Origin of the sequence: Thiovibrio frasassiensis (genome assembly GCF_029607905.1) — a bacterium.
GTDB classification, from domain to species: Bacteria; Desulfobacterota; Desulfobulbia; order Desulfobulbales; family Desulfurivibrionaceae; genus Thiovibrio; species Thiovibrio frasassiensis.
This window is the reverse complement of sequence record NZ_JAPHEH010000001.1, coordinates 2,444,794-2,466,981: the sequence shown is the minus strand read 5'-3', so window position 1 is coordinate 2,466,981 and position 22,188 is coordinate 2,444,794. Positions and strand designations below refer to the sequence as shown.

Here is a 22,188-nt window from a genome sequence, read left to right as displayed (position 1 = left end):
GCTCCTCAAAGCTGCCGGGACGTTGCAAACTCGCTGCGCTCAAACAGTGCAACCTCCCTTTTCGGCAGCTTTTCCGGTGCTCGGCTGCGTGCCAATGGGGGAGATACTGGAACGGCGTTTAAAATAAAAAATGGTCAGCGGTTTCAGAGGAAACCAGCTGACCATAGGGTTTACAGTTAAGAAAAATCAGCTGTTTTTCTTTTCAAATTCCTTCATAAAAGCAACCAGCGCCTCTACCCCGGCCTTGGGGAAGGCGTTGTAGATCGAGGCCCGGCAGCCGCCGACCGAGCGGTGACCCTTGAGGCCGTCCATCCCAAGGGCAGCAGCCTCTTTGATGAACTGGGCCTCCAGCTCCGGGGTTGGGAGGTTGAAGGTGATGTTCATGTTGGAGCGGGAGCCTGGCTGGGCATGGCCCCGGTAGAAATCGGAGGAGTCGATGGCGTTGTATAGAAGGGCTGCTTTTTCCTTATTGATCTTCTCCATGGCCGCAACGCCGCCCAATTTTTTGAGCCATTTAAGAACCAAGCCCACCACGTAGATGGAAAAGCAGGGCGGGGTGTTGAACATGGAGCCGTTGTCGGCGTGGGTTTTGTACTTGAACATGGTGGGCAGGTTTTCCGGGGACCGATCCAGCAGATCTTCGCGGATGATGACCACCGTAACCCCGGCAGGGCCCATGTTCTTCTGGGCTCCGGCATAGACGATGCCGAAGGGGGTGATGTCGAATTCGCGGGAGAGGATGTCCGAGGACATATCGGCGATCAGCATCTTCTCGCACTTGGGCATGGCCGGGAACTGGGTGCCGTAGATGGTGTTGTTGGTCACGAAGTAGAGGTATTCCGACGCCGGATCAACGGTATAGTCGCTATCCTTGGGCACGTGGTTGAAGGTGGACTCCTCGCTGGTGTAGGCGACCTGCACCTTGCCGAAGAGCTTGGCCTCCTTGATCGCCTTCTTGGCCCAGACCCCGGTGTTGAGGTAGGTGGCACTCTTGCCCTCGCCCAGCAGGTTCATGGGGATCATGGCGAATTGGGTGGAAGCGCCGCCTTGGAGAAAGAGGACCTTGTAGTTGGCCGGGATCTTCATCAGTTCGCGCAGGTTCGCCTCGCACTCGTCGGCCACGGCGATGAAATCCTTGGAGCGGTGGCTCATCTCGATGAGGCCCATGCCCTTGTTGTTGAAGTTGACGATGTCCTTGGCGGCCTGGGCGAGCACCTCCTCGGGGAGGGTGGACGGTCCGGCGCTGAAGTTGTAAATTCTCTCGGGCATGATCTTCTCCTTTATTAAATATAGGTAACTGTTCAGCAGCACCACATCTGCTTCGCCGCTGCGCTGCTGTTATCGGCCTGTTTGCATACCGATGTATAGCACTCAGGCCTCTGTCGCGCATCTGCGGCCCTGATAAACAGTTACAGTTCTGGGTTATTAGATTTTTGTTCGCCTTAAGTTGGATAGTTGCAAATATATGGTATATAGATGTCTTATTCGTTGATAATGCTGGTTTTTCCGGCCCGGACCCGTTGGGGTTTCGGCCGGATTGCAAACTTGTATTTGTACCGGAAACCAGCTCGAAGAACAATTCTTTTCTTTGTCACATATAAGGATACGCCGCAAGACATGGCTGGCTCTGTTATAGAAACGCCCCTCTCCGCACCGGTGCTTATTCTCATCGGACCCACCGCCGTGGGCAAGACCGCGCTCTCCCTCGCCCTGGCCGAGCGGTTTTCCTGCGAGATTGTTGGGTTGGATTCCATGCAGATCTACCGGCACATGGATATCGGCACTGCCAAGGCCACCCCCGAGGAGCGGGCGCGGGTACCCCATCATCTCCTCGATGTGGTCGATCCCGACGAGGAGTACCATGTGGCCCGCTATGTTGCGGACGCCACCGAGGCGTGCCGGCAGATTATCGGTCGGGGCAATCGCCCTCTGTTGGTTGGCGGTACGGGATTGTATCTTAAGGGATTACTGGAGGGGCTGTTCGAGATCCCGCCGGTGCCGGAGACGATACGGGCCTCCTTGAACCAGCGCTTGGCGGAAGAGGGCAGGGCGCTGCTTTTTGCGGAACTCTCCCGCTGCGACCCGGAATCCGCCGGACGCATCCATCCCAACGATACCCACCGGCTGCTGCGGGCCCTGGAGATTTTTCAGGCCACCGGTCGTCCTTGGAGCGAGCATCTCCGCGCGCAAAAAGCGCAGCCCGCCTTGACCAATGTGCTGCAGCTTGGTTTGTTGTGCGAGCGGAGCGTGCTTTACGAGCGGATCAACCTGCGGGTGGAGCAGATGGTTAGCGAGGGGTTGCTGGGGGAGGTGGAAAAATTACTGGGTATGGGGTATGATCCTGGTTTGAAATCCATGCAGTCCATCGGCTACCGGCACATGGTCCAGTTTCTCAAGGGGGAGTGGGATTGGGAGGAAACCCTTTTCCTCCTGGCCCGGGATACCCGGCGTTATGCCAAGCGGCAGATGACCTGGTTTGGCAACGATCCCGCTATCCGTTGGTTTGCGCCCGCCGATACGGGACCGATTTTTGGTTGCGTTGAGGGGTTTCTTGCTGGGGCAAAAGGAGAGTAACAGGTTCGCATGAACATTCCAAATCTTCTCACCATCGGCAGAATTCTGCTCGTCCCCCTCTTGGTTATCTTCCTATTGGACGGCAAGGAACTTGCCGCCTTTTGGGTTTTTGTCCTAGCCGGGGTGACCGATGCCCTGGACGGATTCCTGGCCCGGGTGCTGAAACAGAAAACCGATTTCGGCGCGTTTATCGATCCCATCGCCGACAAGCTGCTGCTGATCACCTCGTACATCACCCTGGCCGTCCTGGGTATCTTGCCGCAATGGCTGGCCGTGCTGGTGGTGAGCAGGGATGTCATCATCTGCGGCGGCATCGGCATTCTCATGCTCTATGACCGGGAGTTCAAGTTTAAGCCTTCCCTGGTCAGCAAGGTGACCACCTTCCTGCAGCTGCTCACCGTGGTTTTTTATCTTGGCCATGAGTTCCTGCAGCCAATTTTCCCCTTGGGAATCTATCTGGTTTATCCCACCGCCGGTTTCACCATCCTTTCGGGAATCCATTACATCCTTCGGGGATTGCGCATTCTCGGCGACCCGGAGGCCATTGTTCATCAGAAGACAACCGATCAGTAAAAAGCACAGCCTTTCGGGTCAATCCACTTAAAACATAAAGTAAACAGTAAGGAGTTATCGTTGTCCAGAATAGCAAAAATCTGGGAGAGAGCTCCCATTGATCCGGCGCGCGTAACTCTCTTGGCGACCGAACTTGACCTGCCCAAGCCGCTCGCGGCGATTCTTCTGGCAAGAGGCGTGGAAAACAGGGAGCAGGCGGAACGGTTTTTTTCGCCCTCACTCAGTGATCTGCCCTCGCCCTTTTTGATGAAGGGGATGACGGAGGCGGTGTACGTGGTTTTGCAGGCACTTGGGAGGCAGGCTCCGGTGATTGTCTATGGCGACTACGACGTGGACGGCACCACCGGCACAGCCCTGCTGTATCTTTTTTTGAAAAAGATCGGTTTTTCAGAGGTCTACACCTGTCAACCGCATCGGATACATGAAGGATACGGGCTGCATCTGGAGGCGATTCGCCGGATTGTGGCCAAGGGTATTTTGGCCTTAGCCCCCCTGGTGATCACCGCGGATTGCGGGATTTCAAACGATGAAGAGGTCCGACAGCTGCAGGAACTTGGCTGCCGGGTCATTATTACGGATCACCATCAAGCGCCCGAGGTGTTGCCCCGAGCCGAGGCGGTGCTGAACCCATGGCAAAAAGGGTGTGCATTTCCGGAAAAGTATCTGGCCGGAGTCGGGGTGGCATTTTATCTGGCCATGGGGATCAGGAAATCGCTCCATGAGCAGGGGCAGTATGGGGCAGGGCAAGAGATGCCCAACCTGAAATCATATCTTGACTTGGTGGCCGTTGGCACTGTGGCGGATATGGTCCCGATTACAGGGGTAAACCGTATTTTTGTTAAGGCTGGACTTGAGGTTTTAGGGGCTACTATTCGGCCGGGACTTGCTGCCTTGAACAGGGTGTCCGGCATTGACGGCTCCGCGGTGACCTGCGAGGATATCGGGTATCGGCTCGGCCCCCGGCTCAATGCCGCGGGGCGTATGGGGGATGCCGGCCGTGCCTTGGCGCTGCTGGTGACGGAGGATGATGCGAGCGCCAGGGCGCTGGCCCAGGAATTGAACAGCGAGAACGAACTGCGAAAATCCGTGCTGGAGGAAATCTGCCTTGAGGCCGCGGTTATGGCCGAAGCAGCTGTGGATGCAGGGAAAAACGGCCTCATTATCAGCGGCGAAGGGTGGCATCCCGGGGTGATCGGCATCGGTGCGGCCAGAATGGTGGAGCGGTTTAACCGGCCAACCTTGCTTTTTGCTGTGCAGGATGGGGTGGCGAAGGGGTCCGGCCGCTCGCTGCCCGGGGTGAATCTGTACGGAATACTTCAGGAACGTCCTGAGCTTTTTCTCGCTTTTGGCGGGCATGAGGCGGCAGTTGGGCTGACCCTGTTGGCGGAGAATCTCCCCGAACTGGAAATGCATTTCCAAAAAAGAGTCGATGCAATCGTAACGGAAACGATGCTTGCCCCCAAGATTGGTATCGACTGGCACGAAGAAGGCGGCGCTATCTTTACAAAGGAGTTCCTGCGGAACTATGAACGGCTCGGGCCGTTCGGCATGGGAAATCCGGAGCCGGTTTTTAGCGCCCAGGGTCTCCCGGAGAACCCCCGTGAGGTTGGCACCAATCATCTGAAGTTCACCGCGCGATTCAACGGCGCGATTCTCGACGGCATTGGTTTCGGTTTGGGGGAATTTCACAGCCTCCTTGACAGTGGTCAGCCGCTCAAAATCGCCTTTAAGATCCGTCGTAATACTTTTCGCAATAAAACCAGTTGGCAGGTGGAAGCGGTGGATTTTAAGCAGTTATCCATATGATTTTATACTATTTTATTTTACTATACATAATATACATTATGCGACGTTGTATATTGAGGCGAAACTTGAGGCTGGCCGAGCCCCCCTTTCACGAGCATTTTTTCTTTTTTTTTGGTAAAGAATCCCCTGGTGTTGAACCGTATATTTGAGCCGATATTTTCGGGTGAATTTGTCTCGAACCGAATCACTTTATTCTGCAGATGGAGAGTGTCATGAATCGTGATATCTATCAGGAGCCCCTGGTCAGCCGCTACACCAGCCGCGAGATGCAGGAGCTTTTTTCCGAGCGCACCAAGTTTGAAACCTGGCGCCGTTGCTGGATCGCCCTGGCCGAGGCCCAGCATGAATTGGGCCTTACCGATCTCGTTACCCCGGCCATGCTTGATGAACTGCGGGCCCATGCCACGGATATCGATTTTGAGGTGGCCGCGGCCAAGGAGAAAGAGATCCGTCATGATGTTATGGCCCATGTCTATGCCTATGGCCTCAAGTGCCCTACTGCCGAGCCGATTATCCATCTTGGCGCCACCTCCCAGTTTGTTGGCTGCAACACCGATCTGCTTCTCCAAAAAAAGGGGCTGCAACTGGTTAAGAAGAGCTTGGTGAATGTCATTGCCAATCTCGCCGGGTTCTGTCGCCAGCACAAAGATCTGGCAACCCTGGGCTATACCCATTATCAGGCCGCCCAGCCCACTACGGTCGGCAAGCGTAACACCCTGTATATTCAGGACCTTCTCATGGATCTTGACTATATTGAACATCTTGAATCGCAGGTCAAGGCCCGGGGAGCCAAGGGCACCGTGGGCACCCAGGCCACCTTTATCGAGCTCTTTAAGGGGGATCACGATAAGGTGCGGAAGATGGATGAGCTTGTCGCGGCAAAGCTTGGATTTGGCGAGGTTTTTGCCGTTACCGGCCAGACCTACACCCGCAAGCTCGACATGAAAACCGTGGAAACCCTGGCCGGCATCGGCGCTTCTGCCCACAAGTTTGCCGTGGACCTGCGGTTGCTCAGTAACCTCAAGGTTCAGGAAGAACCTTTTGAAAAGAATCAGGTGGGCAGCTCGGCCATGGCCTATAAGCGCAACCCCATGCGTTCCGAGCGGATGACCGGCTTGGCTAGAAAGCTCATGGGTCTGGTAGGCAATTTCGGCGCAACCTACGCCAATCAATGGTTTGAGCGCACCCTGGACGATTCGGCCATCCGGCGCATGGATATCCCCCAGGCCTTTTTGCTCACCGATGCAATCTTAAAGTTGTTTCTTAATGTTTCCCAGGGAATGGTTGTCTATCCGAAACAAATTGCTCGCCATTTGGCTCAGGAGCTCCCCTTCATGGCCACGGAAAAGATTCTCATGGCCTGTGTAGAGAAAGGAAGGAGCCGTCAGGAGATGCATGAGGTGGTCAAGGTGCATTCTGTCGCCGCCGGCAAGGTGGTTAAAGAAGAAGGCATGGAAAACGACCTGCTTACTCGGCTGGCCAATGATCCGGCGGTGCCCTTCTCTGTGCAGGAGCTCAAGGAGCTGGTTGGAGACGGCAGCGAGTTTGTCGGTCGGGCTCCCCAGCAGACCGATGAATTCCTCGATGAAGTTGTTATGCCCCGGCTTGCCCAGTATAAAGATATCCTCGGCGGCATCGATTCCGCTCTTTCGGTGTGATTGGTACCATGGAAACTTCCCTGGCCAAGCTTCAGTTTCGCATCGACCCGGAACAGATCTATTTCCTCAAATTCATTCTCGAGGCGTATGACAATCTGACCATCATGTCCACCGTGGATCAGCGTGAGGGGGTGGTTGAGCTGAAATATCCCTCGGAACTTGAGGAGGATGTTCTCGGAGTGGTGCGGAGCATGGCCCAGCGTCTCAGGTTGGAAGAATTTGTTTAGGGAACAACTGTGCTTCGACAAGGCTCTTCTGAACTTGTCGAAGTGCTCAGCACGATCGTAATGACATACGTTAAGAAAATATCCGTTCGCCCTGAGCCTGTCGAAGGGCTGGTGTTGCAGCTTTCATTTATAGTTAAGGTAATACATTAAGCATGACCCAGCGTCTTTACATAGAAACCTTTGGCTGTCAGATGAATGAGCGTGATTCCGAGATCATGGCCCAGCTTCTTGGCGAGCACTCTTATGTCCAGACCAATAAGCCCGAACTGGCCGACGTGGTTGTGGTCAACACCTGTAGTATCCGGGGCAAGGCCGCGCACAAGGCGTACAGCTGTTTCGGGCGCTACAAGAAGCTCAAGGAAAAGCACCACGATTTTATCCTGGCCGTGACCGGTTGCGTGGCCCAGCAGGATGGCACGGCCCTTCTGGAGCGGATGCCCTACATCGATATCGTCATGGGGCCGCAGTCGATCTACACCCTGCCCTCTTTGGTTGCCGAGGCCCGTCGGAGCAAAAAGCCCCAGGTGGCCACGGAGCTTTCCGCCGATTTCGTTATCCCCCCCTTTCTTCCCAATCTGGCGGAGTCCACCCCGCATAAACGGTTTATCACCATCATGCAGGGATGTGATAATTTCTGCACCTACTGTGTGGTTCCCTATACCCGGGGCCGCGAGATCAGCCGGAGCTTTACGGATATCCTTGGGGAGGCGACCCATCTTGTTGCTCAGGGGGTCAAGGAGATCACCCTCATCGGCCAGAACGTCAATTCCTACGGTAAAAAAGGGGACGCCGCCCAGAACAAGAGTTTTCCCGAACTCCTGCGGGCGGTCGCCGGCATTGACGGCTTGCAGCGGCTGCGTTTCACCTCTTCCCATCCCAAGGATCTTTCCGAAGAGCTGATGCGTTGTTTTGCCGAGATTCCCGTGCTTTGCCCCCATTTCCATCTCCCGGTGCAGTCCGGCTCAAACAGGATACTGGAGCGGATGAACCGCAAGTACACCATCGAAGCCTATCTCGACAAGGCGGCCAGGCTGCGGGAATACCGGCCGGACATCGCCCTGACCACCGATATTATCGTGGGTTTTCCGGGCGAAACGGAGGAGGACTTTGCCGCCACCATGCAGGTGGTGGAGACTGTGCGCTACCATGGCTCCTATTCCTTCAAGTATTCCGACCGTCCCAATGCCAAGGCCGCTGATTTTCCCGACAAGGTCGCGGAAGCGGTCAAGAGTGAACGGCTCGCCCGCTTGCAGGTGCGGCAGGAGGAGATTGCCCTGGAGCTCAAGCAGGCTGAGATCGGCAAAAGTGTGGAGGTTATGGTGGAAGGGGCAAGCAAGGCGCCGGCCAATCAATGGAGCGGCCGCACCGGTGGTAATCAGATCGTGAATTTTTCCTGCGATCGCAAGTTGGTGCCCGGGGATTTGCTTATGGTGGAGATCGAGAGTGCCTGCCAGAATTCCTTGCGGGGGAAAATGATTTAGGGCGCGAAAGTCAGGAAATATTCGGGCAACGTTGTGTTATGATGAAGATAATTTCAACCTGTGTTTCGGTAAGGAAAATGTCGGGTTTCGCTGTGCTCTACCCGACCTACTCTACTGCCTTATTTTGTGGATTTCGTGGCAAAAAAAATCGTGGCTAAAAAAAATGGAGACCTCCCATGATCGATCTGCATACCCATTCCCTGTTCAGCGATGGTGAACTTGTTCCGGCCGAGCACCTGCGGAGGGTGGAAATCCTCGGATATTCCGCCATCGCCATCACCGATCACGCCGATTCCTCCAATCTGGATTTCATTATCCCGCGCATTGTGCAGGCGGCAGCTGATTTGAACAAGTATTCCAAGACCCAGCTCCTGCCAGGCATCGAACTGACCCATGTGCCGCCGGAGCAATTTGCTGAACTCACCCGCAGGGCGAGAAAGCTTGGGGCTCTGATCGTGGTCGGCCACGGGGAAACCCCGGTGGAGCCGGTGCGGCCCGGGACCAATCGCGCTTCCCTTGAGGCTGGCGTCGATGTTCTCGCCCACCCAGGCTTCATTACCCTGGAAGAGGCCAAGCTTGCCGCGGACAAGGGCATCCTGTTAGAACTTTCCGGCCGCCGTGGGCATTCGCTCACCAACGGGCATGTGGCCAAGATGGCCCTGGCCGCCGGGGCTGGCATGGCGGTGAACGCCGATGCCCATGGCCCAGGCGATTTCCTCACCGCCAAGATGGCGGAAACGGTGGCGCTTGGCGCCGGACTCTCCCTTGAGGAGTACGGACGGATTCGTACAGGTATGGCGGCGCTGGTTGCAAGAGTAGCCGGCTGATCCTCTTGCGTTATTGACAGAAGGACCCCTATGGAAGCCTTCCTTGACGTCACCATCCTGCCGCAGCCCGACGACACCACCTGCGGCCCGACCTGTCTCCATGCCGTGTACCAGTATTACGGCGATACCATCCACCTGGCGCAAGTGATCGACGAGGTGAAAAGCCTGGAAACCGGCGGCACCCTGGATGTCTTCCTCGCCTGCCACGCCCTGCGCCGGGGTTACAAAGCGCGGATCTACACCTACAATCTCCAGGTTTTCGACCCCACCTGGTTTTCTCATGGCCCGGAGTATATCGAGGAACGGCTCCTGGCCCAGATGGCGGCCAAGGAGGACCAGAAACTCCACCTTGCCACCCGGGGCTATCTCGATTTTCTCAACCTCGGCGGGGAGCTGCGCTTTGCCGACCTCACCCCTGCCCTGCTCCGCAAATACCTGAAACGCTCCATCCCGGTGCTCACCGGCTTGAGTTCCACCTATCTGTACCGGAGCATGCGGGAATACGGCGATCTCTGCGCGGATGACGATGTGCGCGGCAACCCCTCCGGCCATTTTGTCCTGCTCTGCGGCTACAACCGGCCCGACCGGCTGGTGGCCATCGCCGATCCCCACATGGATAACCCCATGGCCGAAGGCCAGAAATACGAGGTGTCCATCGACCGGGTCATCTGCTCGATCCTCCTGGGCATCGTCACCTATGACGCCAATCTGCTCATCATCGAGCCCGCTAAGAAAAAAAACCATGGCCAGCCCGCCCGCCCGGTGATTGCATGAAGGTGCTGATCGTGGTCAACGATCCCAAGGACTGGCCCCTGGCCATCAGCGATGTCCAGATCGTCCCGGCCCGCGCCTACCTGACCGATGCCGCCTACGCGGAGATGACCTCGGCCAGGGTCTTCAACCTCTGTAAATCCTACCGCTACCAGAGCACGGGTTATTATGTCTCCCTGCTCGCTGCGGCTCGTGGCCATAAGCCCTTGCCGGATGTGGCCACCATCCAGGATTTCAAGACCCAGGCCATTATCCGCATCGCCTCCGACGACTTGGACCAGATCATCCAGCAGAGCCTGGCTCAGATCAAATCACCGGAGTTTGTGGTGAGTATCTATTTCGGCCATAATGTTGCGAAACGGCACGAAAAGCTGGCCCAACAGCTCTTTAAGATCTTCCAGGCCCCCTTCCTGCGCGCCGGCTTCAGCCATAACGAGAAAGAAGGGAAATGGCAGCTGGCCGGGATCACCCCCATGGCGGCCAGCGATATCCCCGAGGACCACCGCGATTTCGCGGTGGAAATGGCCCGTGAGTATTTCAAGGGGCGGCATCGCATCTTTCATCGGCGGCGCACCGCTCGCTACGATCTCGCCATTCTCCACGATCCTGCCGAGGCGGAAGCGCCTTCCAACGCCAAGGCCTTGCAGCGCATAGTCAAGGGCGCCGAGGCGGTTGGCTTTGGCGTCGAGTTCATCCAGAAGGACGATTACGGCAGGCTTGCCGAGTTTGACGCTCTGTTTATCCGGGAAACCACCAGCGTCCTCCACCATACCTACCGCTTTGCCAGAAGGGGTGTGGCCGAAGGGCTGGTGGTGATCGATGATCCGGAATCCATCCTGCGCTGCACCAATAAGGTGTTTTTGGCCGAGATTTTCACCCGGCACCGGATTCCCATCCCCAAGACCCGTATTCTCCACCAAGGCAACTGGCAGCAGTTCAGTGTGGAGCTGGGCTTTCCCTGCGTGCTCAAGAAACCGGACAGCTCTTTTTCCCAAGGGGTGGTTAAGGTTGAGAATGAAGCCGAGCTGGCCCGTGAGGTTTCGGCCCTACTGCAGAAATCCGAGCTGGTCATCGCCCAGGAATTCATGCCCACCACCTATGACTGGCGGATCGGCGTTTTTGACCGCCAGCCGCTCTTTGCCTGCAAATATTTCATGGCCCGGAAGCATTGGCAGATCATCAAGCGTGATCAGGACGGGTGCAAGCTCACCGACGGCGAGGCGGAAACCCTGCCGGTGGAGCATTGCCCCCCCGGCCTGATCAAGCTGGCTCTCAAGGCCTCGGCCCTCATCGGTGACGGCCTTTACGGTGTGGACATCAAACAGGTGGGCAACCGCTTCTATCTCATCGAGATCAACGACAATCCCAATATCGACGCGGGAGTGGAGGACAAGGTGCTGAAAGACGAGCTTTACTTGCGCTTGATGCGGGTGTTCGCCCGCAGGGTGGACGAGCGTAAGGGCGGAGGGCTCTGGGCATGAGTGGGGACGAATTGTTCCGAAAATTCGGCATCGAACTGGAGTACATGCTGGTTGGCGCGGATACTCTGGATATTGCCCCCATTGCCGACCGTGTTTTGGCGCAGGCTGCGGGCACCATCACCAACGAGGTGGAACGGGGCATCATGGCCTGGTCCAACGAACTGGCCCTGCATGTGATTGAGATCAAGAACAGCAGTCCGGTTGCAAGCCTGCCGATGCTGGCGGAAAAACTTCAGAAAGAGGTTGAGGAGCTGAGCCGATGCGCAGCGCAAGCGGGGGCGATGCTCCTGCCCACCGCCATGCATCCCTGGATGGATCCGCATCGCGAAACCATTCTGTGGCCCCACGGCAACAAAGCTATCTACAATACTTACAACCGGATCTTCAACTGCCAGGGCCATGGCTGGTCCAATGTGCAGTCCACCCATCTCAACCTGGGCTTTACCACCGACGCGGGGTTTGCCCGCTTGCACGCGGCGATCCGGCTGTTGCTCCCGATCCTGCCCGCCATTGCGGCCAGCTCGCCGGCGGCGGACGGTGCGCTCACCGGCTGGCTGGATACGAGGCTTGAGTATTACCGAAAGAACCAAAAGCGCATTCCCTTCATCACCGGCCAGGTGATCCCGGAGCCGGTGTTCAGCGAATCCGCGTATGAGCGGGAGATTTACCAGCCCCTGCGCCGCGCCATTGCCCCCCATGATCCGGAAGGGGTGCTGGCAGCGGAATGGCTCAACTCCCGGGGGGCCATCGCCCGTTTCGACCGCAACGCCATCGAGATCCGGGTGTTGGACATCCAAGAGTGCCCGTTGGCGGATGTTTCCCTGGCTGTACTGATCTGTGCGGTGCTCAAGGGATTGACTGAAGGGCGTTGGTCCGGATTGGAGGAGCAGATGACGGCAGCAACCGCGCCTCTGGCGGAGATCTTTGTCCAAACCATCAGGGACGGCGAAGAGACGGTGCTTGATGACCGTGGGTATCTGGCCCTCTTTGGCAGAGGGGAAAACGTGGCCATGACTGCGGGCGAGCTTTGGCAGGAACTGGCTGCGGATTGCGCTCAGGATTTGGCCGAAGCCGGGCATGCCATCAGGCACTGTGTCGAGAGTCTGCTTGCGCAGGGGCCCTTGTCCCGGCGGATTATCCGGGCGCTTGGCGAGAAGCCTGAGCGGGAGCGGTTTCGGGAGGTGTACCGGGAGTTGGGTAAATGTCTGGCCCAGGACCGGCTCTTTCTCCCGTAGAAGATTATTGTTGTTTCATTCCCTTATCAGCGAAGCGTGGCAGGACAAATGGGGGAGTGAAATTCCAAGGGGCAACTAATCAACAACCAGGTTAGCCTTGAGTATCTTCAACTTGGCCGGCCCTACCCCCTCCACCGAATCCAGTTCCTCTATGGCGTTGATCCTCCCCTGCTGGTTGCGAAAGGCAATGATTCTCCGGGCAAAGACCGGCCCGATGCCGGAAATGGTGGTGAGCAGCTCTTCATCGGCTTGATTGATGGGGATGGGCTTGAAAAACAGGGGGGCCAGTCTGGCCGGGGTTGGTGCGGTGGGGAGCGGTTCCTCGCCTGAGGGGGAGTGGGCTTCCACCCGATACAGACCTGGGGTGCCAGGACCAGTCCGCCAGGCAAGGCTTTGCGGCGCAGGTGCTGGTTCTTCGCACCGGTTGGCAAGCCAGCCGGTGCGAAGCGCGGTAACGCTCAGGATTCCCACGGCGAAAAGGACCAGCACCATTGGGCGCAGGTCCTTTCGCTTGGGATCATTTTCTGTTCTGTTCATCCTTCATGAGCTTGTAGGTGATGGAGTCCACCAGCGCCTGCCAGCTTGCCTCGATGATGTCCGGTGAAACCCCCACCGTGCCCCACATGGAGTCCTGATCGCGGGATTCGATCAGCACCCGCACCCTCGCCTCGGTGCCGTGCTCGCTGGCCAGGACCCGCACCTTGTAATCCCGCAGCTCCATCTCCTTGAGATTGGGGTAGAAGCGGGTCAGGGCCTTGCGCAGCGACTTGTCCAGGGCGTTGACCGGCCCGTTGCCAAGGGCAGCGGTATGCACCTCTTCTCCGCCCACGGCCAGCCGGATGGTGGCCTCTTCCTGGAGCACCCCGTCCGGGGTCTTTTGACTCATCACCCGAAAACCGTGCAGGTCGAAGTACTTCTTCGGGGTTCCCATGGCGCGGCGCATGAGGAGCTCGAAGGAGGCCTCGGCCCCTTCGTACTGAAAGCCCTGATTTTCCAGGTCCTTCAGCTCCTTGACGATGGCGCTGACCACCGGATCCTTGCTGTCCAGGTCCAAGCCCATTTTCTTCGCCTTGACCAGCACGTTGCTTTTGCCGGAAAGATCGGAGATCAGCACCCGCCGGACGTTGCCGACCTTTTCCGGCACCATGTGCTCGTAGGTCAGGGGGTTGCGCTGCACGGCGCTGACATGGATCCCGCCCTTGTGGGCAAAGGCCGACTGTCCCACGTAGGGCTGGTACTTGTTGGGCGAGAGGTTGGCCAGTTCGGAAACAAAGTGGGAAACCTCGGTGAGCCGATGCAGGTTGGGAGCGGCTGTAAAACCGTAGCCCATCTTCAGGGCCAGGGCCGGCATGATCGAGGTGAGGTTGGCGTTGCCGCACCGCTCGCCGAAGCCGTTGGCCGTGCCCTGCACCTGGGTGGCGCCCATGGAAACGGCGATCAGGGAGTTGGCCACGGCGCATTCGGAATCGTTGTGGGCATGGATGCCGAATTGGATCGTGGATTTTTTCGCCTTCAGATGTGCTTTCACCGCATCGATGATCGCGGAAAGCTCGGTGGGCAGGGTGCCGCCGTTGGTCTCGCAAAGCGCCAGACAGTCGGCGCCGCCGGCGATGGCCCGATCCAAGGTGGCATAAGCGTATTCCGGGTTGGCTTTGAAGCCGTCGAAAAAATGCTCGGCATCGTAGGTAAGATACTGAACATGGGGCCGCAGATACTTGAGCGATTCCTCGATGATCAGCAGGTTGTCCGCCAGTTCGATGCGCAGGGCATCGTGGACATGGATGTCCCAAGTCTTGCCGAAGATGGTGATCCCAGGGGTTTTCGCGGCGATCAGGGCATTAAGGTTGCCATCCTGCTCCGCCGGGTTGGCAAAGAGTCGGGTTGAGCCAAAGGCCGTCACCTTGGTATGTTTGAGCTCGTACTTCCGGATCTCCTTGAAGTACTCCACATCCTTGGGGTTGGAGCCCGGCCAGCCGCCTTCGACAAAGTCGATCCCCAGTTCGTCGAACTTGAGGGTGATGCGCAGCTTGTCCTCCAGCGAGAGATTGAAATTCTCGGCCTGGGTTCCGTCCCGCAGGGTGGTGTCGTAGATGGCGACGTTTTGAGCCATTCTCATTCCTTACTTTTTGTAACTGCCAGCAGCACCACATCTGCGTTGTCATCGGCCAGCTCATGTGCAATAGCACACTTCGCTGACCTCTTTGTCGGCACTTCTGCCGACAATTGACACGCGCATCTCCAGCAGTGCTGAACAGTTACATTCCGTGGTTTCCGTTCAATCCCGGCATCAAATTGGATAGTTTCTTACTTTTTGCTTTTGGCTTTCGGCTTTGTTGCCGCCTTGGCCTTAGGGGCGACCTTGGCTTTCGCCGGGGCAGCACTCTTGGCCGGCTTTTTCTTGGCAGGCCCCTTATCCAGGTGGAAGGCGTCATGCAGAGCCCTAATTGCCAGCTCCGTGTATTTTTCCTCGATGACGCAGGAAACCTTGATCTCCGAGGTGGAGATCATCAAGATGTTGATCCCCTCGTCGGAGAGCACCTTGAACATGGTGGAGGCAATGCCGGCGTGGTTGCGCATCCCGACCCCGACAATGGAAACCTTGGCGATGTTGTCCGATCCGGTCACCCCTTCGGCCCCGATATCCGCCACCACCTTCTTCATGATCTGCATGGTTTTCTTGTAGTCGGTGCGCGGCACCGTAAAGGTCATGTCGGTCAGTTTACCTTCCCGGGTGTTCTGGATGATCATGTCCACCACGATCCCCTGGCTGGTGATCGGGGTGAAAATTTTCGAGGCGGTGCCGGGCACATCGGGCACCTTGCTGATGGTGATGCGGGCCTCGTTTTTGTTGCAGGTAACTCCGGATACGGGATTCGATTCCATTTCTTTATCCTCCTCTACCACCCATGTTCCTTCGGTTTCCGTGAAGGTGGAACGAACATGGACAGGAACTTTATATCGTTTGGCAAAACCGACCGAGCGGATGTCCAGAACCTTGGCACCGAGACTGGCCAGTTCGAGCATTTCATCATAGGAGATGCGGTCGATCTTGCGGGCATTCTTGCAGACGTTGGGATCGGTGGTGTACACCCCTTCCACATCGGTGTAGATTTCGCATTCGTCCGCCTTCAGCGCCGCGGCCAAGGCAACCGCCGTGGTATCGGAGCCGCCCCGACCCAGGGTGGTCAGGTCGCCGTCTTCGGTGACCCCTTGAAACCCGGCCACCACCACGATCTTGCCCGCGTCGAGGTGGCGGTTGATCAGCGCCGCATCGATGGTCTGAATCCTGGCCTTGGTGTGCATCCGGTCGGTGGTGATCTTCACCTGATCGCCCAAAAGCGAGATGGCATCAAGCCCGGCCTCCTTGACCGCCATGGCGAAAAGGGCGATGGTCGCCTGCTCGCCGGTGGCCAGGAGCACGTCCATTTCCCGGGGGTCGGGGATGGCCTGCATCTGGTTGGCCAGATCGACAAAACGGTTGGTCTCGCCGGCCATGGCCGAGAGGACGACAACCATCCTGTGTCCCTTGCGGCTGTAGCCCATGACCCGTTCGGCCACCGCCTTGATTTTTTGCGGATTCGCCACCGAGGTCCCGCCAAATTTCTGCACGATTAACGCCATTGCTGCCTGCTGCTCCTGATAAGTAAAGTTAAGAAAAATCCGCGGGAAGCCGACCCGTGTTGAGAGGACCCGGATCCCGTTTATCGATGCCGGGAAAAACCGAAATCGCAGTGTGCAACAATTTTATTATTTTTTCAACCGAACAAATTGTTTGGCGCAGGTTTTTCCAAAAGGTGGGGGCAAGATCTCTATCTATGTGAAAAAAAAGAAAAATAAACTTGTAATAGTGGCCTGATCTTGCTAAACAAAGGAAGTTTATCCACGGTCGGCATCCAGGCGGAGGCATGTTTGTCCGCTGAAATCCCTATGGAAGAGCGTAGTTATGGTTAATAAAATCAGCAGATTCTCCCTTCTTTACAAGATGTTCACAGAGTTTGTGTTTCGAAGATTTCCGACCTGCCTCGCCGCCTTCTCTAGAGGTTTGTTCCGCTTCCTCGGCTACACCAAAAGACAACTGGTCGTTTTCCTGAATACCTCCCATTTTCTCACCGTTGGTGTTTCCTTCGCCCTGATCACGGCATTCTTTCTCTATGCCGTGGATGGAGAATCCACTCTGTTGCGCTCCATGACCAATTCTACCGTTACTGTTGAGACGGAAGAATTCCTGCCCAATGTCCGGGAGATTGTCGGTGAGATCCAACCCGGGGATTCGCTCACTTCCTCCTTCCGTTCCAACGGGGTTGATGAAGATATCAGGCAGTCGGTGATCTCCGCCTTTGACGGGGTGATGGATTTCAGGGAGATGAAGCCCAATGATCGCTATACCCTGACCCTTGACAACGACGGAACTTTGGTCAAATGTCTCTACGAGTCAGGCCCGCTGGATGTCCATGCCATCGAGCGCACGCCCCAGGGTTCCTTGGCGGCCAAGAAGCTCGACGTCTCGCTTGATTGCCGGACCGTGAAGTTGCAGGGCAAGATCGAATCCTCCCTTTTTGCCGCGCTGGCCGCCTTTAAGGAAGATGCCAAACTGGTCTACACCTTTGCCGACATCTTTGCCTCAAAGATCGATTTCAACACCGAGACCCGGTTTGGCGATACCTTTGAGCTGGTTGTCGAGAAATATTACAAAAGCAACGAGTTTGTCGGCTACGGCAAGATTCTGGTGGCGCGTTACAACAGCAAGGAAGTCGGTCCCCTCGAAGGGTATTATTTTGACCAGGACGGCAAGTCCGCGTATTTCGACCACCGGGGCTACGAGCTTGGCGAATCGTTTATCCGCTCCCCCGTGCCCATGGCCAGGGTTTCTTCCGGTTTCACCTATAACCGCCGCCATCCGGTCCTGGATATTGTCCGCCCCCACTTGGGGGTTGACCTCGCAGCGCCCATGGGCACTCCGATCATGGCCACCTCCGATGGTCGGGTGAAATTTGCCGGCTGGAAAGGGGGCTACGGCAAGCAGATCATCCTTGAGCATGGCGGCGGCAACCAGACCTACTACGGGCATCTTTCCGGTTTCGCCAAGAACATTACGGCCGGGGCCAAGGTGCATCAAAAGCAGATCATCGGCTATGTCGGTTCCACCGGCATCTCCACCGGTCCCCATCTGGATTACCGGATGGCGCAGAACGGAGTCTTCACCAACCCATTTAATGTCAAGTTTCGCCCGCGCTCCCAGCTGACGGGAACCCAGTTGGTGCTTTTCCGTCAGGACCTGCAGTCGCTCACCCAGTTGGCCAAAAGTCTTGATGATCCCAAGATTGTGGTGGTGAAAAACGTGGTGGTGACCTCGAAAAACCCGATCTCCATGCTGTAACTTGCCCTCCCCTGCCCCTTTTCATATCGTCCTGGTCGAGCCGGAGATCCCCCCCAACACCGGGAGCATTTCCCGGCTGTGCGGAGCCACGGACACCATCCTGCACCTGGTTCGCCCCCTGGGCTTTTCCACCGATGACAAGCATCTGAAGCGTGCCGGCCTTGACTACTGGAAGTTTGTCGACATCCGCTACTGGGAGAGTTTCGAGGAATTTCTCGCAGCCCAGGACGAGCTACGGTTGCACTTCTTCACCACCAAGGTGGAGCGAGCCTACACCGAGGTAGCCTACCAGCCCGGTGACTATCTGGTCTTCGGCCGCGAAACCAAGGGGCTGCCCGAGGAGATCATCGCTCTCTACCGGGAACGTTGCGCCACCATCCCCATGTCCAACCCCAACATCCGCAGCATCAACCTGGGCATGGCCGCTGCGGTGGTGCTCTACGAGGCGATCAGGCAGCGGGATCTGTAGGCGCGGTCTCGGTCCCGTAACGGTATTTTAAATCCTGCATCAGCATCTTCTCCAGAGTTGTCTTGAAGAATGGCTTGCGGCAATCGACCTTAGCCATGCTCCCGTCCCGCTGGTAGGCCATGTAGCGGCAGCCTCCGAAGCAGAGCGGCAGGTATTCGCACTCCCGGCATTTTTCTTCCCTTTGCCAGTGGCCCAGGTGATGGGTTGCTTGGTATCCCTCGTCTATCCCCTGCCAGATATCGCCGATTTTGAACTGTTCATGGCCGACTAAGGTTATGCACTTGTACAGGCTGCCGTCGTAATTCACGCTGAAGGCGTCGTCCACTTCCACTGCACAGGGTTCCGGACCCAGTTCGCCAAGGGGGTAGCCCCGCTTGAACACCTCTTCCCGAATATGCAGGGAGGCCTCTTGCAACCATGGTTCGTTGATGGTGCAGCAGCCGCCATGGTAGTCATTGTTGGCGACGGTATCGTTGATTTGCATGACGATATTGAAGTTGACCAGTTCCAACCGACCCGGGGTAATACCGCGGGCGGCAAGGGTATCGAGGATGGGCGGAAAGCTCCGAAAGTTGTCGGAGGTATAGTTGCCGCCTAATCGGATCTTGGTTTTGGTGCAGACCTTGGCCAAATTGTTGACGATGGTCTCGAAGCTCGGTGCGCCGTTTTTGAAGGGGCGAAAATGGTTGTGGTTATCCGGAGGGCCGTCCAACGTAACTTTGACCCCGTCCAGCCCCCATCGGTTCAATTCGTCTACCACCTGCGGGGTGAGGAGCGAGCCGTTGGAAACCAGGTCGATGGTAAGATCGCCGCCCCGGGATTCGACAAAGGGCTTGAGCTGTGCAGCCAGGCCGATGATGCGTTGCCTGTAGAGGAGCGGCTCGCCGCCGTAAAGCTGGAGCTGGAGTCTTTTCTTGCCCGGGGTGAAACGCTTTTTGATGTAGGCGACGAGCTGCTCTGCCGTCTCATCGGTCATGGCTTTTTTGCCCTTTTGTTCGCCCTGAAAGCAGTATCTGCAGGCAAAGTTGCAAGCAAGACCCAGGATGATCGCCACGGTCAGGTTGGGGTTGAGTCGGTTGATCTCGTCCAGATAGCTGGATATTGCCTGGCGTTCTTGGACAATATTTTCAACGAGAAAGCCCATTCCCCTGAGAGGCTCGATATTTTCCTTATCCACCCTGCCCTGTTGCAGGTCGGCAAAATCCTCCTGCGGCAAGACAATGAGGGCGCCGGTTTTGGTGGCGAACAGCATCACATGGCTAGGGACATCCGGATGGGAAAAGGAAACCAGATATGGCGTGAGCTCCATGACAGACCCCTTGGGGTATCGCAAAAAAAAAGGAGGGCCGAGGCCCTCCTTTTTTCCGGATAAGATGCTGAAGACTATTTTGAGGCTGATGGCCCGCTGGTACAGCATGCCATGGTTGCGGCAACAGTCTTGCTGTCTTTCCCTTTAGCCAAAATCGTGATCTTCTTCATGTGTCCTCCGTTGTTGAAAAGTCTCGTTCGCCTCATAAAAAAAGCGGTAAGGCAAATATATCACAGGCACAAAGGGTATTCTATTAAAATTTAAACATCGCCCCAACCTCCACCCAGCGGTCCGGGTTGGGATAGTCAACATCCCACATCTGGTTGCCGTTGAAGATATTGTGCGCTTTGAGAAAAAGATCGCCACGGCATGCAGGCAGGGAAAAATCCTTGCTGAGTATGGCGTCCCAGAGGATGTCGTCGCTGTCGTGGGTGTCCATCTGCATATTTGCATTGTACCAGATGTAGTTGCCGGCCAGCTCGGCCCGAATGCCGGAAGGCTTGTGTCGGTAACCAAAAATGAGGTTTGCGGTGTAAGTCTCGTCGCCTTCAATATTTGTCGAGCCGTCGCCCATGCTGTCTTCCGTGGAATAGGTGAAGTTGCTGCGTAGCGACAGGCCGTGGAATTCCTGGGTTCGGAGGTCGAGATCAATTCCGTGTCGGCGAACCTTTCCCTCGTTGGTATTTGGACTTGATGTTGTTTGCCAGGCATCGTCGATATTGAAATAGAAGGCGGTGAGTTTAGAGGTGAGAAACGGGATGCGGTAAGTTTCGATCCCGGCCTGATAGGCCGTGATGATCTCCGGTTTCAGCCCGGGATAGTCCTTTGCCATAACCAGGTACGGTGCGGAAAAGCCACGGGCCACCGAGGCGCGGAGCAGGGTGTCGTCGGCCACCTGATAGGTGGCGCCAAGGGAGGGGCTGGTAATCTCGTTTGAGTTGGAATGATAGTCGTATCGCAGGCCAGGGGTGATGGAGAATTTGCCAAGCACGTAGGTGGCATTGGCATAGACCCCACGTCTCTCTTCCTTGAGCGGATCGTTGATCGTGGTTGAGGGCCCCAATAAAACCCCCAATGTTGTTTTGGAATCGATTTCGCTCCGGCTGGTCTCCGCGCCGAGGTTGGCGGTAACATTTTCTCCTGCCCAGTTTAGGGCGCCGCTGACGCTGGTATTGATATCTTTCCAGTTGTCGAGCCAGACCATTTCCCCTTTTGGCCCGCCCACACCTGTGCCCAAGGAACGACGTTCATTGGTGAAATCATTTTCATAGCGCTGAAGGGCAAGATGCAGATTGAACCGGTCAGCAAAGGGGCGATCAAAGTAAAGGGTGCCCCAGACATTATCGTTGCTGACATCGTCATAAATATCGAGATCAGTATTCCAGGAAGGCGACCATTCAAGAGCCTTATAGGCAGGGTCGCTGTAGCCGCCGCTGGCTACCAGGGTAGAACTATGAGGTAGGTTGAGCTGCATCTTGCCGTAGACTGCGTTTCGTTCGGAATAGCGGTCATTCTTCAGACCGTCAGAATCGACATTGCCGGCATAGGCATAATAGCCAACCTTATCGTTGCCACCGGCCAGATCAGCAGTCAGCTCCCGGGTGTTGGCCTCGCCGTAGCTCATGCTTGCAGTGCCTGTCGGAATGCTGGATTTACCCGCATCCTTGGTGATGATATTCACCACCCCGCCAAGGGCCGAACCCCAAACCGAGGAAGCTGGGCCTTTGATGATCTCGATGCGCTTGATGATGCCCACCGGAATAAAGTTGGGTACGACAACGCCGTTTGAGTTGAGATTGATCCGGACCCCGTCCAGGAGCATCAATGCCTGTTGCCTCTGGGTGCCGAGCAGATACAAGGGCTCATCGCCGAGTATTTCGCGGCCGCTGAAAGGGACAAACACCCCGGATTCACGGCTGAGGATCTCGGCCACCGAATGCGGATGCATGGCTTCGATCTCTTCGGCGGTGATGATGGAAACGTTTTCGGCAACCTGCCGCAGGGGCTTGGGCGCGCGGGTAGCGACCTCCACCATCTGGGAATCGTCGAAGTACATGGACATGGGGGCTGCGGCGGGTTCGCTTGCTGCCTGGCACAGGCACGGTGCCAGGACGAGGGAAAGGAGCATCCCTCCGGAAAGTTGCCTGCTACGGAAAAAATACGGATACTTCATGTGGGTCTCCCAAGGAAAAATTGCAAATAGCACACAATAACAAGCTCTTATGTGCGTCATCCCCCCCCCGGGGTACTGCTCCGGTCTCCGGTACCGCTCGCAAGACCATGATTGTTGCTTGCAGAACAGCGTGCAAGGCTCTACCATGGTGACGGTAGAAACTCCTTGGCCCGGCCTCGACCTGAAGAAGACGCAGGCCGCTTGCTTCTCCCCTATCCTAAGGGCTC

At 56.6% G+C, this 22,188-nt stretch carries 18 protein-coding genes; 12 read left to right on the top strand and 6 right to left on the bottom strand.

Annotation, left to right across the window (positions count from 1 at the left end; translation table 11 throughout):
- Positions 1-186 precede the first annotated feature (186 nt).
- Positions 187-1,269 carry a 3-phosphoserine/phosphohydroxythreonine transaminase gene (gene serC / locus OLX77_RS11550; protein WP_307633757.1) on the bottom strand — a complete coding sequence of 361 codons (1,083 nt, stop codon included), beginning with the start codon at positions 1,267-1,269 and terminating at the stop codon, positions 187-189.
- A gap of 348 nt (positions 1,270-1,617) precedes the next feature.
- Between serC and miaA the strand changes: the two genes are divergently transcribed.
- From miaA to OLX77_RS11500, 10 genes are all read left to right on the top strand, one after another.
- Positions 1,618-2,574 carry a tRNA (adenosine(37)-N6)-dimethylallyltransferase MiaA gene (miaA, locus tag OLX77_RS11545; protein ID WP_307633756.1) on the top strand — a complete coding sequence of 319 codons (957 nt, stop codon included), beginning with the start codon at positions 1,618-1,620 and terminating at the stop codon, positions 2,572-2,574.
- Positions 2,575-2,583: 9 nt separating this feature from the next.
- The gene (pgsA, locus tag OLX77_RS11540; RefSeq protein WP_307633755.1) at positions 2,584-3,147 is read left to right on the top strand and encodes a CDP-diacylglycerol--glycerol-3-phosphate 3-phosphatidyltransferase; all 564 of its coding nucleotides are present in this window, start codon (positions 2,584-2,586) and stop codon (positions 3,145-3,147) included.
- Positions 3,148-3,207: 60 nt separating this feature from the next.
- Complete coding sequence (gene recJ / locus OLX77_RS11535) at positions 3,208-4,953, top strand: single-stranded-DNA-specific exonuclease RecJ (RefSeq protein ID WP_307633754.1); 1,746 nt, start codon at positions 3,208-3,210, stop codon at positions 4,951-4,953.
- 212 nt (positions 4,954-5,165) lie between these two features.
- Complete coding sequence (purB, locus tag OLX77_RS11530; protein ID WP_307633753.1) at positions 5,166-6,611, top strand: adenylosuccinate lyase; 1,446 nt, start codon at positions 5,166-5,168, stop codon at positions 6,609-6,611.
- 8 nt (positions 6,612-6,619) lie between these two features.
- Complete coding sequence (locus OLX77_RS11525; RefSeq protein WP_307633752.1) at positions 6,620-6,838, top strand: DUF4911 domain-containing protein; 219 nt, start codon at positions 6,620-6,622, stop codon at positions 6,836-6,838.
- A gap of 152 nt (positions 6,839-6,990) precedes the next feature.
- Entirely contained in the window at positions 6,991-8,319 is a 1,329-nt protein-coding gene (gene miaB, locus OLX77_RS11520) for a tRNA (N6-isopentenyl adenosine(37)-C2)-methylthiotransferase MiaB (RefSeq protein ID WP_307633751.1), read from the top strand.
- Positions 8,320-8,495: 176 nt separating this feature from the next.
- The gene (locus OLX77_RS11515; RefSeq protein ID WP_307633750.1) at positions 8,496-9,146 is read left to right on the top strand and encodes a histidinol phosphate phosphatase domain-containing protein; all 651 of its coding nucleotides are present in this window, start codon (positions 8,496-8,498) and stop codon (positions 9,144-9,146) included.
- A gap of 30 nt (positions 9,147-9,176) precedes the next feature.
- A complete protein-coding gene (locus tag OLX77_RS11510) occupies positions 9,177-9,920 on the top strand; it encodes a C39 family peptidase (RefSeq protein WP_307633749.1) in 744 nt (247 codons plus the stop codon).
- Positions 9,917-11,398, top strand: a complete 1,482-nt coding sequence (locus tag OLX77_RS11505) for a RimK family ATP-grasp domain-containing protein (protein ID WP_307633748.1) — start codon at positions 9,917-9,919, stop codon at positions 11,396-11,398. The genes OLX77_RS11510 and OLX77_RS11505 overlap by 4 nt, the downstream gene beginning before the upstream one ends.
- Complete coding sequence (locus OLX77_RS11500; RefSeq protein WP_307633747.1) at positions 11,395-12,633, top strand: carboxylate-amine ligase; 1,239 nt, start codon at positions 11,395-11,397, stop codon at positions 12,631-12,633. The genes OLX77_RS11505 and OLX77_RS11500 overlap by 4 nt, the downstream gene beginning before the upstream one ends.
- Positions 12,634-12,708: 75 nt before the next feature.
- On the opposite strand, the gene OLX77_RS11495 is transcribed toward OLX77_RS11500, so the two are convergent.
- From OLX77_RS11495 to OLX77_RS11485, 3 genes are all read right to left on the bottom strand, one after another.
- Positions 12,709-13,170 (bottom strand): ComEA family DNA-binding protein, encoded by a 462-nt coding sequence (locus tag OLX77_RS11495; RefSeq protein ID WP_307633746.1) that lies wholly within the window; start codon positions 13,168-13,170, stop codon positions 12,709-12,711.
- Positions 13,151-14,743, bottom strand: coding sequence for a citramalate synthase (gene cimA / locus OLX77_RS11490; RefSeq protein WP_307633745.1), 1,593 nt, complete (start codon positions 14,741-14,743; stop codon positions 13,151-13,153). Before cimA ends, OLX77_RS11495 begins: the two co-directional genes overlap by 20 nt.
- Before the next feature lie 194 nt (positions 14,744-14,937).
- Positions 14,938-16,254: an aspartate kinase gene (locus OLX77_RS11485; RefSeq protein ID WP_307633744.1), complete on the bottom strand. Its 1,317-nt coding sequence runs from the start codon at positions 16,252-16,254 to the stop codon at positions 14,938-14,940.
- Positions 16,255-16,675: 421 nt separating this feature from the next.
- Between OLX77_RS11485 and OLX77_RS11480 the strand changes: the two genes are divergently transcribed.
- Together OLX77_RS11480 and OLX77_RS11475 are read left to right on the top strand one after the other, a co-directional pair.
- Entirely contained in the window at positions 16,676-18,010 is a 1,335-nt protein-coding gene (locus OLX77_RS11480) for a M23 family metallopeptidase (protein WP_307633743.1), read from the top strand.
- A gap of 1 nt (position 18,011) precedes the next feature.
- A complete protein-coding gene (locus OLX77_RS11475; RefSeq protein WP_307633742.1) occupies positions 18,012-18,479 on the top strand; it encodes a tRNA (cytidine(34)-2'-O)-methyltransferase in 468 nt (155 codons plus the stop codon).
- On the opposite strand, the gene gptM is transcribed toward OLX77_RS11475, so the two are convergent.
- On the bottom strand, positions 18,460-19,788 hold the full coding sequence (gene gptM, locus OLX77_RS11470; protein ID WP_307633741.1) for a geopeptide radical SAM maturase: 1,329 nt from the start codon (positions 19,786-19,788) through the stop codon (positions 18,460-18,462). The genes OLX77_RS11475 and gptM overlap by 20 nt on opposite strands.
- 253 nt (positions 19,789-20,041) lie before the next feature.
- Positions 20,042-21,961: a TonB-dependent receptor plug domain-containing protein gene (locus OLX77_RS11465; protein WP_307633740.1), complete on the bottom strand. Its 1,920-nt coding sequence runs from the start codon at positions 21,959-21,961 to the stop codon at positions 20,042-20,044.
- Positions 21,962-22,188 lie beyond the last annotated feature (227 nt).